Origin of the sequence: Streptomyces sp. NPDC059169 (assembly GCF_042755225.1) — a bacterium.
Taxonomy (GTDB): domain Bacteria; phylum Actinomycetota; class Actinomycetes; order Streptomycetales; family Streptomycetaceae; genus Streptomyces.
Map to the genome: position 1 here is coordinate 152,111 of NZ_JBHZCF010000011.1, position 12,169 is coordinate 164,279.

At 73.5% G+C, this 12,169-nt stretch carries 8 protein-coding genes; 2 read left to right on the forward strand and 6 right to left on the reverse strand.

Annotated elements, in window-relative coordinates; genetic code table 11:
* Positions 1 to 16: 16 nt before the first annotated feature.
* From ACFXOM_RS21545 to ACFXOM_RS21560, 4 genes are all read right to left on the reverse strand, one after another.
* Positions 17 to 928 (reverse strand): 1,4-dihydroxy-6-naphthoate synthase, encoded by a 912-nt coding sequence (locus ACFXOM_RS21545; protein ID WP_385038826.1) that lies wholly within the window; start codon positions 926 to 928, stop codon positions 17 to 19.
* Positions 925 to 1,743: a futalosine hydrolase gene (locus ACFXOM_RS21550; protein ID WP_384941721.1), complete on the reverse strand. Its 819-nt coding sequence runs from the start codon at positions 1,741 to 1,743 to the stop codon at positions 925 to 927. The genes ACFXOM_RS21545 and ACFXOM_RS21550 overlap by 4 nt, the downstream gene beginning before the upstream one ends.
* A gap of 25 nt (positions 1,744 to 1,768) precedes the next feature.
* Positions 1,769 to 2,245, reverse strand: coding sequence for a DUF2771 domain-containing protein (locus ACFXOM_RS21555; protein WP_384941723.1), 477 nt, complete (start codon positions 2,243 to 2,245; stop codon positions 1,769 to 1,771).
* A 426-nt stretch (positions 2,246 to 2,671) separates the two neighbouring features.
* The gene (locus tag ACFXOM_RS21560; RefSeq protein ID WP_384941724.1) at positions 2,672 to 4,039 is read right to left on the reverse strand and encodes an MFS transporter; all 1,368 of its coding nucleotides are present in this window, start codon (positions 4,037 to 4,039) and stop codon (positions 2,672 to 2,674) included.
* A 310-nt stretch (positions 4,040 to 4,349) separates the two neighbouring features.
* On the opposite strand from ACFXOM_RS21560, the gene ACFXOM_RS21565 reads away from it, so the two are divergent.
* Together ACFXOM_RS21565 and ACFXOM_RS21570 are read left to right on the forward strand one after the other, a co-directional pair.
* Positions 4,350 to 5,258 carry a DUF3027 domain-containing protein gene (locus ACFXOM_RS21565; protein ID WP_384941726.1) on the forward strand — a complete coding sequence of 303 codons (909 nt, stop codon included), beginning with the start codon at positions 4,350 to 4,352 and terminating at the stop codon, positions 5,256 to 5,258.
* Positions 5,259 to 5,733: 475 nt separating this feature from the next.
* Positions 5,734 to 8,934 carry a sacsin N-terminal ATP-binding-like domain-containing protein gene (locus ACFXOM_RS21570; RefSeq protein WP_385038829.1) on the forward strand — a complete coding sequence of 1,067 codons (3,201 nt, stop codon included), beginning with the start codon at positions 5,734 to 5,736 and terminating at the stop codon, positions 8,932 to 8,934.
* Positions 8,935 to 9,125: 191 nt separating this feature from the next.
* Here ACFXOM_RS21570 and ACFXOM_RS21575 read toward each other — a convergent pair whose 3' ends face one another.
* Together ACFXOM_RS21575 and ACFXOM_RS21580 are read right to left on the reverse strand one after the other, a co-directional pair.
* Complete coding sequence (locus ACFXOM_RS21575) at positions 9,126 to 11,600, reverse strand: cation-translocating P-type ATPase (RefSeq protein ID WP_384941730.1); 2,475 nt, start codon at positions 11,598 to 11,600, stop codon at positions 9,126 to 9,128.
* Positions 11,601 to 11,768: 168 nt separating this feature from the next.
* Entirely contained in the window at positions 11,769 to 12,041 is a 273-nt protein-coding gene (locus ACFXOM_RS21580; RefSeq protein WP_384941732.1) for a DUF2530 domain-containing protein, read from the reverse strand.
* Positions 12,042 to 12,169 lie beyond the last annotated feature (128 nt).

The following is a 12,169-nucleotide window of genomic DNA, read 5'->3' on the forward strand; positions in this document are numbered from 1 at the left end:
CCCTGGGCGCGGTGCTTCAGGGGAACGCGAGCGCCTGGGGGCCGAGGGGCGGGACGAGGCCCTCGGCCGCGGCGCGGGTGAGGAGTCCGCGCACGGCGGCATAGCCGTTCTCGCCCAGGGACGACGTGAACTCGTTGACGTACAGGCCGATGTGCTGGTCCGCCACGGCCGGGTCCATCTCCTGCGCGTGTTCCAGTACGTAGGGGCGGGACGCCGTCGGGTCGTCCCACGCCATGAGCACGGACGCCCGGGCCGCCTCGGCGAGTTGCAGCAGCACGTCCGTGCCCAGGGAGCGCTTGGCGATGATGGCACCCAGGGGGATGGGCAGACCGGTCGTGGACTCCCAGTGCTCGCCCATGTCGGCGAGGCAGTGCAGCCCGTAGTTCTGGTAGGTGAACCGTGCTTCGTGGATCACCAGTCCGGCGTCCACCTTGCCGTCCCGCACCGCGGGCATGATCTCGTGGAACGGCAGCACGACGATCCTGCCCACGCCCCCGGGCACCGCGTCCGCGGCCCACAGCCGGAACAGCAGGTACGCCGTCGACTTCTCGCTCGGCACGGCGACGGTCTTCCCCACCAGCCCCGTCGCGCCTCCGGATGCCGTGGGGGCGATCCCACCCGCACGGGTGGGATCGCCGGCATCGGGCTCGCGGGTCAGTACGAGGGGTCCGCAGCCGCGTCCCAGTGCCCCGCCGCACGGGAGCAGCGCGTACTCGTCGAGGACGTAGGGCAGCACCGCGTACGACACCTTCAGGACGTCGAACTCGCCGCGCTCCGCCATGCCGTTGGTGACGTCGATGTCCGCGAACGTCACGTCGAGGCGCGGGGCGCCGGGGATCCGACCGTGCGCCCAGGCGTCGAAGACGAAGGTGTCGTTGGGGCACGGCGAGTAGGCGATCTCGATGCGCCGGGACGCCGGGTACGTCATGCGGCCTCCTCCTCGAGGACGGGGACGAGCTGCCGGAACGCCGTCCGCAGCGCGTCCAGGGCCTCGCCGATGCGCCATGCGGCGCGGTCGCGCGGGCCGACCGCGTTGGAGATCGCCCGGATCTCGACGACCGGCACGCCGTGCGCCACGGCCGCCTCGGCCACTCCGAACCCCTCCATCGCCTCGGCGGCGGCACGGGGGTGACGCGAGCTCAGCTCGGTCGCGCGGGTGGCGGTGCCGGTGACGGTGGAGACGGTGAGGACCGGCCCGTGCACCGCGCCCAGAGTGGTGGCGAGCCGTGCGGACAGCGGCGCCGGGAGGTGCACCGAACGTCCGAAGCCGAGTTCCTCCACGGCGAGGTAGCCGTCGGGGGTCTCGGCTCCCAGGTCGGCGGCGACGATCGCGTCGGCGACGACGAGCGAGCCGACCGGTGCGACACCGAGGAAGCCGCCGCCGATTCCGGCGGACACGACGAGGTCGTATCCGGAGCCGGGAGCCGGCACGCGGTCCGACGTGGCTGCTCCGGTCGGAGCGCTGCCCCGTTCGACTCCGGCCCCGCCTTCCGCCGCTCCCGTCCCATGCGGCTGCGCGCCGTACGCGTACACCGCAGAGGTCAGTGCCGCGGCCGTCGCCGCCGCAGCCGCCGCCGGGCCCACTCCAGCCGGGAGGACGTCCACGGTGACCGCAGGACCCGCGCACCGGCGCAGGGTGGAGCCGCCCGGCAGGCGGACGACGGTGGAGGGCCCGTGGGCGGCGAGGCCGGCTGTCACGGAGTCGGCCTCCGCCGGCACCGCGGTCACGACGAGTGCGCGCATGGGGAGAGTGGGGTTACGGCCCGGATCAGTCCTTCTGCAGCTTGAAGTGCCAGATGCCGGTGAGCTTCTTGCCCGTGGTCTCCACGATGGACACCTGCGAGCTGCTGGTGGCCTCGCCCGTCGGGCTGCTGAAGAACGCACTCGCCGGGATGGTCCGGTACGTCTTGTGGTAGGGCTCCTGCTCGGCCCGCTCCCCGCCGATGAAGATCGTCCATCCGTTGTCGGCGATCTCGGGGTCCACGCCGAAGCGGATCTTGTCGTCGGCCGAGACCGTGATGGACTTCTCGGCCTTCTTGTTCAGGCAGCCTTGGATCTGCGATTCCTTGATGGCCTCGCCGTCGTTGTAGCAGGCGGCCTCGGTGTGGACCGAGTTCGTCCCGACCGTCACGGTCGCGAGCGGCGTCGGCTTGTCGCAGGCGGAGAGTACGAGGAGGCCGGCGGACACGGCACCGAGGGCGGCGGCGGCCCGGCGGTGCTTGCCGGTGAAGAACGCAACGGTCATGCTCCGAAGGCTATCGGGCGCCCGCTGCAAGGCGGCGCGGGGGTACGGCGTGGCGCCGACGCCGAGCCCTGCCGGATGCGGTCCTGCCCGGTCCGGCCTATTCCTGCAGAGCGTCCTGCGACGGGGCCGGCACGTTGCCGTGCGGGCCTCACTCCGCCGTCCGTCCCGTCGCCGCACCGGAGGGAGTGCCCGCCACGGTCCCGGTGGGGAGCCCCCTGCCGCACCCGGCACGGTCCGGTCACGGACCTCCCGTCCGAGGCCGGTACGGCCGCGTGCCGCCCGCACCGGCTCTCGCAGGTCGCCCCCCGATCGCCCGGAGCCCGTATCGACTCGCTCGGCGGCCCACATCCCCCCATCGTCCCTGAGCGGCCGCACCGGGCTCATGGCCCCTGCGGCGCTCCCCGCGCCGCGGGGAGCCGACGGCCCTCAGCGCACCCGGGGCACCGGGGTCACCGGGCGCGGTGGCTGCATGCTGCGCCGGGAGGCCACCAACAGTCCGCGAAGCGACACCGCCGCACCCGTCGCCAGGATCGCCGCCGCCACCGACATGCCCACCTCGCTGTTGAGCGGCAGCGCGATGCCGATCGCACCGCCCACCACCCACGCCATCTGGAGCAGCGTCTCCGACCGGGCGAACGCCGAGGTCCGCACCGACTCCGGAACGTCCCGCTGGATCATCGCGTCCAGGGACAGTTTGGACAGTGCCTGCGACAGCCCGGCCACCGCACCCAGCACCGCCACCATCAGCGGGCTGAAGAACACCGCCGTGAGGATCGCCGTCGCGAGGGCCAGCGTCAGCCCCGCAGCGATGATCACTTCCGGGGGGCGGTTGCGCACCCACGCCCCGATCGCCGTGCCGCACGCGTTGCCGAGGCCGGCCGCGACGCCCACGATGCCGAGCGACACGACCGGGCTCTGCCCGGCCAGCGGGTGCACCCGCAGCAGGAAGGCCAGGAAGAAGATCAGGAAACCGGAGAGCGCGCGGTGCGCCGCGTTCGCCTGGAGCCCGTGCAGGACGGACGGCCCCACCGTGCGCAGACTCGGCTTCCGTTCGCCGTGCGTCAGCATGTGGGCCTTGCGCTCGCCCTTCGCCGAGTCGACCTTGTGGGGCAGGCTGAACGCCAGGAACGTTCCGGCGACGAAGACCGCGCAGGCTCCGTAGAGCGGCCACGCGGGACCGATCCGCTGCAGAGCCACACCGATCGGCGCGGCCACCCCGGTGGCGACGAGACCGGCCAGGGTGACCCGCGAGTTGGCCTTCACCAGCGCGAAGCGCGGTGGTAGCAGCCGCGGCACGACCGCGCTCCTGACCACCCCGTACGCCTTCGAGGCGACCAGTACCCCGAGTGCCGCGGGGTACAGCTCGAGCCCCCCCGTCGCGACCGCGCCCGACATGGTGAGTGCCAGCGCGGCGCGGGTCGCCATCGCCCCGGCCATCGCGGCACGGCGGCCGTGGGGGAGACGGTCGAGCAGCGGGCCGATCACGGGAGCGAGGAGGGCGAACGGGGTCAGCGTGATGGCCAGGTAGAGCGCCACCCGGCCGCGGGCCTCGTCGGTGGGAACCGAGAAGAAGACGGTGGACGCGAGCGCGACCGTGACCATGACGTCGCCGGCCCCGTTCACCGCGTGCAGCTCGATGAGTTTGCCCAGGCCCGACTCACCCGCCCCGTGCGCGTGGGTCGCGCGCCGAATGCCCTTCGCCGCGCCGGTGAACGGCAGGTGCAGGGCGCGGCCGAACGCCCGGCCCGCCCTGTTCAGCGGCCCGGGGGAGGCGGACGACCTGGCGGCTGTCACGTCGTCATAGTGCCCCATGCGCCTCGGGGAGGAACCGGGATTCGGACGGGCAGGTGGGCGGCGCGCCACGGAGGGGGTAGCGTGCGTAGCGCGCCACCGGCGGTAGTTCTCGGCCGCGCGCCTTTTCGCCATCCCGCAGAATGGGTGACGGTAGGTGTGCCCGAGACGGATTGCTCGGGCGCGGACGTCGATGCGGCTCTCCCCCAGTGCCCCGGGGGTCTGGGAGGTAGCCCCGCCGCTCCGTCCGCCGCCCGTACATCGCGAATCGGCCGGCGCACCTGTGAGACGGCGTAGGAGAGAAGCGAGACCTGTGAGTGCTGCGACGACGCGAAGCCGTACCCCCGACCGCCTGTGCGCCGAGGCGGTAGACCTCGCGCGGGCGGCTGCCGAAGAGGCTGCCGCACCGGGGGCGGTGGGCGAGCATGTCTCGCTCGTGTCCGAGGGCGACAGGGTCGTCACCCACTTCTTCGAGTGCCAGGAGCCGGGGTACCGGGGCTGGCGCTGGGCCGTCACCGTCGCTCGGGCGTCCCGCGCGAAGGCGGTCACCCTCGATGAGACGGTCCTGCTCCCCGGTCCCGACGCCATGCTGGCTCCGGAGTGGGTGCCGTGGAGCGAGCGACTGCGTCCGGGCGACCTCGGGCCGGGGGACCTGCTTCCCACCGAGGCCGAGGACCTGAGGTTGGAGCCCGGTTTCTCCGGGGAAGATGCGCCCCCGCCGAACTCCCCGGTCTCCGACGAGATGGCCGACCGCGTGGACGCCGAGGACGCGGAGATCGTCCCCCGCGTGCCGTCCCGCGGGGCCATCGCCGCGGTCGCCGACGAGCTCGGGATGGGGCGGGCGCGGGTCCTCTCCCGGTACGGGCTGCACGTCGCCGCCGACCGTTGGGAGGAAGCATTCGGAGCGAAGACGCCGATGGCCCAGGCCGCGCCCGCGACGTGTTCGACGTGTGCCTTCCTGGTACCGCTCGCCGGGTCGCTCAAGCAGGCGTTCGGTGTGTGTGCGAACGAGTTCGCGCCGGCCGACGGGCGGGTCGTCTCCCTGGCGTACGGGTGCGGGGGCCACTCGGAGGCCGCGGTCATGCCGAAGCCGCCGAGGCCGGCGCCGCCGGTGCTCGACTCCATGAAGGCCGACGAGTTCCCGCTGCGGCCGGCACCGGACAGCGGCTCGGTCCCTGACCACGTGGAGGCGGGCTCGCCGGACGACCTGGGCCACAGCTAGCCCCGGCGCTTCGCGGGTACGGGGCGTGCCCGCTGCCGGCCGGACAGGGACGCTGCCCGGCGTCCCGACCGCCCCGTGGCCCGTCCGGCGTCCCGACCGCCCCGTGGCCCGTCCGGCGTCCCGTGGGCCCCGCCGGGGTTGTCCTCGACGGTGTCGTTCGAGGACGGCAGCCGCGACACGCTGGGTGCGTACGTGCACGGGCCGCGCGCGCCCACGGCCCGTCGGGTCCGGGTACGCCCGTCCGGCCTGCGGGGTGGGCATCCGCGTGGAGTCGTACGGCGTATCCGGGCGTGCCGGGCCCCGGGAGCATCCCCCCGCCAGGCTGGGGGCGGGTACCGGGACGCGTACCCGTGGTCCCGCCCCGCGCGGAGCGCAACGCGACCCCCACCCCTCCGGAAGCGCCCCGGCTCGCTGACGCGGTACCTTCGGGCCCCGATGTGAGGTACACCGGATACGTCAGAGAGCGGAGACAGGCGTGAGCGTCAGGACGACCGAGGGGGCCGACCCGTTCGGGACGGCGCGGCTGCGGCGTGGGGTGCTCGACGCCTGGGGTGCGAGTCCGGCCCGGTTCCGGGAGGACGCCAACGCCGAAGAAGACCTCGCGCTCGGGGGCTACCGCGACCGCGTCGTCGTCGAGCTCGCGCAGAACGCGGCGGACGCCGCGGCCCGCGCCGGAGTCCCGGGGCGGCTGCGGCTGACCCTGCGGCCCGGTCGGGGCGGCGAGCCCGCGGTGCTGGTCGCCGCGAACACCGGTGCTCCGCTGGACGCCGCGGGGGTCGAGTCGCTGTCCACGCTGCGCGCGTCCGCCAAGCGGGACCAGGAGCAGGGTGCGGTGGGCCGGTTCGGTGTCGGATTCGCCGCCGTGCTCGCCGTGAGCGACGAGCCGGCCGTGGTCGGTCGGCACGGGGGAGTCAGGTGGTCGCTCGCCGAGGCCCGTGAGCTGGCCCAGCAAGCGGCGCACGGCAGCCCCGGACTGGGCGACGAGCTGCGCCGCAGGGACGGCCACGTGCCGTTGCTGCGGCTGCCGCTGCCCGCTGAGGGCACGGCTCCCGACGGCTACGACACCGTGGTGATCCTCCCGCTGCGCGACGGGACGGCGGAGGACCTCGTCGGCAGGCTGCTCGCCGCGGTCGACGATGCACTGCTGCTCACGCTCCCCGGCATCAGCGAGGTCGTCGTCGAGACCTCCGAAGGGGTGCGGGCGCTGCGCCGTTCGGAGCACGGCGATGAGGTGCACATCGAGGACGGTGTGCGCGGCGTCAACCGGTGGCGTGTCGTGAGCAGGCACGGGGCGATCGGACCCGACCTGCTCGCCGGGCGTCCGGTCGAGGAGCGGCTGCGCCCCCACTGGGCGGTCACCTGGGCCGTGCCCGTCGACGCCGAGGGCGCGCCGGAGTATCCGGCGACCGCGCCCGTCGTCCATGCGCCGACCCCGACGGACGAACCACTGGGCGTGCCGGCGCTGCTGATCGCGACGCTTCCGCTGGACACCGCCCGCCGTCACCCCGCACCCGGTCCGCTGACCGACTTCCTGGTGCGGCAGGCGGCGGAGGCGTACGCGGAGCTCCTCGGCGCATGGCAGCCGGTCAGCACCGGCACCCTCGACCTCGTTCCCGGTCCGCTGGGCAAGGGCGAGCTGGACGGTGCGCTGCGGGCGGCGATCCTGGAGTTGCTTCCCCGCACGGCGTTCCTGGCCCCGGCCGCCCCCGCCGCGCTGTCGTCTGACGACGTCGTCGCGCTGCGGCCGCTGGAGGCCGAGGTCGTGGAGGGCGCCGGCGCCGACACCGTGCGGGTGCTGGCCGACGTGTTGCCGACGCTCCTGCCGGCCGGGCTGGAGCGGCGGGTGGAGCTGCGGACGCTGGGCGTCGCGCGCGTCCCGCTGACGGAGGCCATCGACCGGCTCGCCGGGATCGAGCGCGACCCGTCGTGGTGGTGGCGCCTGTACGACAGCCTGGCGGGGGTGGATCCGGACTGGCTGTCCGGTCTGCCCGTTCCCCTGGCGGGTACGCAGTCTGATGCCCGGGCGGACGCCGAGGACTACCGGGAGGAGCAGCCCGAGGAGCGCGAGGACGGCCGCCGTGGCCGCCGCTCCCCCCGCACCACCGTCGGCCCTCGTCAGATCCTGCTCCCGACGTCCGAAACCCCCGCCGGGCTCGCCCGGTTCGGGCTGAAGGTCGCCCACCCGGACGCGGCCCACCCGTTGCTGGAGAAGCTCGGTGCGCTGCCTGCGACCCCCCGTGCGGTACTGACGACTCCGCAGGTCCGTGCGGCGGTCGCCGCGTCGCTGGAGGACGGCGACGGCTTGTGGGACGAGGACGCGCCGGACAGCGAGGAACTTGCGGAGATCGTTCTGGCGCTGGTCCGGGACGCGGGCCTGGAGCCGGGCGACGAACCGTGGCTGGGGGCGCTCGCCCTGCCGGACGAGGACGGCGAGTTGGCGCCCGCCGGCGAACTCGTGATGCCCGGAAGCCCGTTCGCCTCGGTGATGCGCGAGGACGAACTCGCCCTCGTCGACGGGGAGTGGGCCGGGCGATGGGGCGAACAGCCGCTCGCCGCCTGCGGCGTGTTGGCGAACTTCGCCCTGGTCCGCGCGACCGATGTCGTCCTGGACCCGGATGAACTGGAGCCCAGGGAAGGCGACTTCGCCGAGCCCGATGACGCCGGACTGCTCGACGCCGTCGACGTGTGGTGCGAGGACGTGCTGGACCGGTTGCCCGAGGCGCCGGTGCCGCCGGTGGCGACCGAGATCGTCGCCGTACGCGACCTGGACCTCGTCGACGACGACCGCTGGCCGCAGGCGCTCGCGCTGCTGGCGCAGCCGCCGCTGCGGGACGCGCTCACCCAGACGGTGCGGGTGCTGCTGCCGGACGGCACGACCGAGACCGTCCGCCCGTACACCGCTTGGTGGCTGCGTGACCACCCGGTGCTGGACGGACGCCGCCCCGCCGGTCTGCGGGCGTCCGGCGGGGACCCGCTGCTGGTCGGTCTGTACGACTCGGCGGACGCGACCGGATTCGAGGACGAGCAGGTGCTGCACGCCCTGGGGGTCCGGACGTCCGTCGCGGCGCTCCTCGACGAGCCGGGCGGAGCGGCCGAGTTGCTGGGCCGCCTCGCCGACCCGGACCGCCCGGTCAGCGCCGCCCAGTTGCACGCGCTCTACACGGCGCTCGCGGACCTGGAGCCGGAGCAGGTGACGCTCCCGGACGAACTGCGCGCGGTCGTCGACGGTGAGGTGCGGGTCGTGGACGCGTCGGGGGCACTGGTCGCCGACACGCCCGACCTGCTGCCGCTGGCCGGGGGGCGGCCGCTGCTGCCGGTCGCACCGGACCGGGCTGTGGATCTGGCCGAGCTGTTCCAGGTGGGGCGGCTCAGCGAGGCGGTCGAGGCGGAGGTGACGACGGTGGGCGAGGAGCACGAGGTGCCGTCGTCGGTGCACGCACTGCTCGGCCCGACGACACCCCGGTCGTACGTCGAGCACGAGGAACTGCTCGTGGGCGACGTCGAGTTGGACTGGCGCCGCACGCCCGACGGCGTGATCCATGCGGCGACCGTCGAGGGCGTCGCGGCGGGACTGGCCTGGGCATCGGGCCAGTGGCCGCGCCGCTTCGAGGTGGCGGCGCTGCTGGAAGACCCCTCGCGTACCGAGGAGCTGGCCAGGGACCGCTGGTTCGACTGAAGGATCCGTGGGCACGGCCGCAAGGCCGGCCCGGCGGACGGTACTTGGGGGTCCGGTCCGGGCGTCCCGCGCCGACGGCGGCCGCCGGTGGGAGCGCGGGGTGGGTACGGGATCCCGGGAGGCATCGGTGTGGCGCGCTGGCGTCACGCCACGACGGGGCGGCGTCACGCCACGACGGGGCGGCGCCCCGCTCACGCGGGGAACCTGCGGTCCACCCAGCGCCACGCGAACTCCAGCAGCCCCCCGCCGACCGCGGCAATGGCCACCGCCGTCCACGGCATCGTCGTACCGACCAGCTGTAGTGCGAAGAAGTCCTGCAGCCACGGCACCACCAGCACGATCAGGAAGGCCAGTCCCATCGCGGCGACCAGGGCGATCCGCCACCAGGTGTACGGCCGGGCGATGATCGCCAGGACCCACATGGCGACCAGGAACAGGGTCAGGGTCGCGGCGCTGGTCTCGGCCTCCAGGGAGCCGGAACCGCTGTAGTAGGAGCGGGCCAGCAGGTATGTCACGAACGTGGTGGCCGCCGCGATGATCCCGCCGGGGATCGCGTACCGCATGACGCGGCGTACGAAGTGCGGCCGTGCGCGTTCCCGGTTGGGGGCCAGGGCGAGGAAGAACGCGGGCACGCCGATGGTCAGGGTCGACAGCAGGGTCAGGTGGCGGGGCAGGAACGGGTACTCGACCTGCCAGCACACCACCAGGATGGCGAGGAGCACCGAGTAGACCGTCTTCGTGAGGAAGAGGGTCGCCACCCGGGTGATGTTGCCGATGACCCTGCGGCCCTCGGCGACCACCGACGGGAGGGTCGCGAAGCTGTTGTTCAGCAGGACGATCTGGGCCACCGCCCGGGTCGCCTCCGAGCCGGAGCCCATGGAGACGCCGATGTCGGCGTCCTTGAGCGCGAGGACGTCGTTGACGCCGTCGCCGGTCATGGCGACCGTGTGCCCACGGTGCTGCAGCGCCCCGACCATGTCCCGCTTCTGCTGCGGGGTGACGCGGCCGAACACCGCATGGGCGTCGAGCTGGGTCGCCATCGCGTCCCGCTCGGCCGGCAGCCGGCGGGCGTCCACCGTGTCGGCGGCCCCGGGGAGGCCGAGTTTGCCGGCCACCGCACCGACGGACACGGCGTTGTCGCCCGAGATGACCTTGGCGTGGACGTCCTGTTCGGCGAAGTACCGCAGGGTGTCCGCGGCGTCGGGCCGCAGCCGCTGTTCCAGGACCACCAGCGCGGTGGGCCGTGCGCCCGCGGCGACGTCGGGGGAGTCGAGCTCGCCCACGGCGCGGACCAGCAGCAGCACCCGCAGTCCGCGCTCGTTGAGCCGGTCGACCTCGCCGAGTGCGGGGTCACCCGGAGGCAGCAGCACGTCGGGTGCACCGAGCAGCCACGTGGAGCTCTGGCCGTCGCCCTCGCTGAACGTGGCGCCGCTGTACTTGCGCGCGGACGAGAAGGGCAGGGATTCGGTGCAGCGCCATTCCACGCTGTCCGGGAAGGCTTCGATGATCGCCTGGAGCGAGGCGTTGGGCCGCGGGTCCGACTCGCCGAGTGCGCCGAGGACCGTGCGTACGTACGGCTCGTCCGCCCCGGCGAGCGGCCGCAGCTCGGTGACGTCCATACCGCCTTCGGTGAGGGTGCCGGTCTTGTCGAGGCAGACGACGTCCACACGGGCGAGGCCCTCGATCGCCGGCAGTTCCTGCACCAGGCACTGCTTGCGGCCGAGGCGGATGACGCCGATCGCGAAGGCCACGGAGGTCAGCAGCACCAGTCCTTCGGGGATCATCGGGACGATGCCGCCGACCGTGCGGGCCACCGAGCCCTTGAGGTCCGTGTGCTTCACGACCAGCTGGCTGATGATCAGGCCGAGTGCGGTCGGGATCATCATCCAGGTCACGTACTTGAGGATCGTGGAGATGCCCGTGCGCAGCTCGGAGCTGACGAGCGTGAAGCGGGAGGCCTCTTCGGCGAGCTGTGCCGCGTACGCCTCGCGGCCGACCTTGGTGGCGGTGAACGCGCCGCCGCCGGCAACGACGAAGCTGCCGGACATCATCCGGTCGTCGCGCTTCTTCAGGACCGGGTCGGCCTCGCCGGTCAGCAGCGACTCGTCGACCTCCATCCCGTCGGCCTCGGCGACCAGACCGTCGACGACGACCTTGTCCCCGGGGCCGAGCTCGATGAGGTCACCGAGCACGATCTCGGACGTGGACACCTCTGCCGCGATCCCGTCGCGCCGGACCGTCGGTTTCGCCTCGCCGATCACGGCGAGCCCGTCGAGGGTTCTCTTGGCGCGGAGTTCCTGGATGATGCCGATCCCGGTGTTGGCCAGGATGACGAAACCGAACAGCGTGTCCTGGAACGGCGCGACCACGAACATGATCACCCAGAGCACGCCGATGATGGCGTTGAAGCGTGTGAAGACGTTGCCGCGGACGATGTCGGCCGTGGAGCGGCTGCTGCGCACGGGCACGTCGTTGACCTCGCCGCGCGCGATCCGTTCGGCCACTTCGGCGGCGGTGAGACCGCCGGGTCGGTGGCGCACCGGCAGCGGTGCGGGGTGTCCGGGGTCGGGTTCCGCGCCCGCGTCGAGGGTGGCTCCGTCCGGTCCGCCGGTCGGCCGGTCGCCCGGTCCGGTGCCGTCGCTGCCGAACTCCGACCGCTGCGTCATGTTGTCGACGGTACGGCGGCGGAGCCGGGTTCACCTGCCGAACGGCGGGGATTCCCGGGGCGGATCGACGGGAGCCGCCGCGGAGGCGTGCGGGGCGCGGTCCGGTGGGGTGGGGCCGGCCGGGTCGGCCGGCGGACTCCGCAGGGCCTGCCTCCCGGGCCGGGCGCCCTAGGCGTCGGAACGGGTCGCGTCCCCGGCGGCGGCCGCGCGCTTGATCGCCGCGTCCCGCTTGCGGACGTACCAGATGCCGATGAGTCCGAGGCCGCCACCGGCCAGACAGGTCCACACCCACCAGGCCAGGTCGTGGTCGGCGAACCATCCGTAGAAGGGGACCTGGACCAGGAAGAGGACGAACCAGACGATCGTCCCGCCGGTGATGGTGGCGACGACCGGCCCCTCCAGGGGCTCGGGTGCCTCGTGCTTGGGGGTCCACTTCGCCATGGGGTCAGTGTATGGGGGCGTCCCGGAACGGCGGGACGGTCGGGGGCTCTGGGGTCTACGCGCGGAGATACCGATCACGAACTCATATGTTCATACTGAAGCGGTTTGTGTCCGATCGGTTTCGTTCA

What these genes read in the sequence shown, in the direction of transcription:
- ACFXOM_RS21550 (WP_384941721.1), bottom strand. Translation starts at nt 1,743, where the DNA reads ATGCGCGCACTCGTCGTGACCGCGGTGCCGGCGGAGGCCGACTCCGTG.
- ACFXOM_RS21545 (WP_385038826.1), bottom strand. Translation starts at nt 928, where the DNA reads ATGACGTACCCGGCGTCCCGGCGCATCGAGATCGCCTACTCGCCGTGC.
- ACFXOM_RS21580 (WP_384941732.1), bottom strand. Translation starts at nt 12,041, where the DNA reads ATGGCGAAGTGGACCCCCAAGCACGAGGCACCCGAGCCCCTGGAGGGG.
- ACFXOM_RS21575 (WP_384941730.1), bottom strand. Translation starts at nt 11,600, where the DNA reads ATGACGCAGCGGTCGGAGTTCGGCAGCGACGGCACCGGACCGGGCGAC.
- ACFXOM_RS21555 (WP_384941723.1), bottom strand. Translation starts at nt 2,245, where the DNA reads ATGACCGTTGCGTTCTTCACCGGCAAGCACCGCCGGGCCGCCGCCGCC.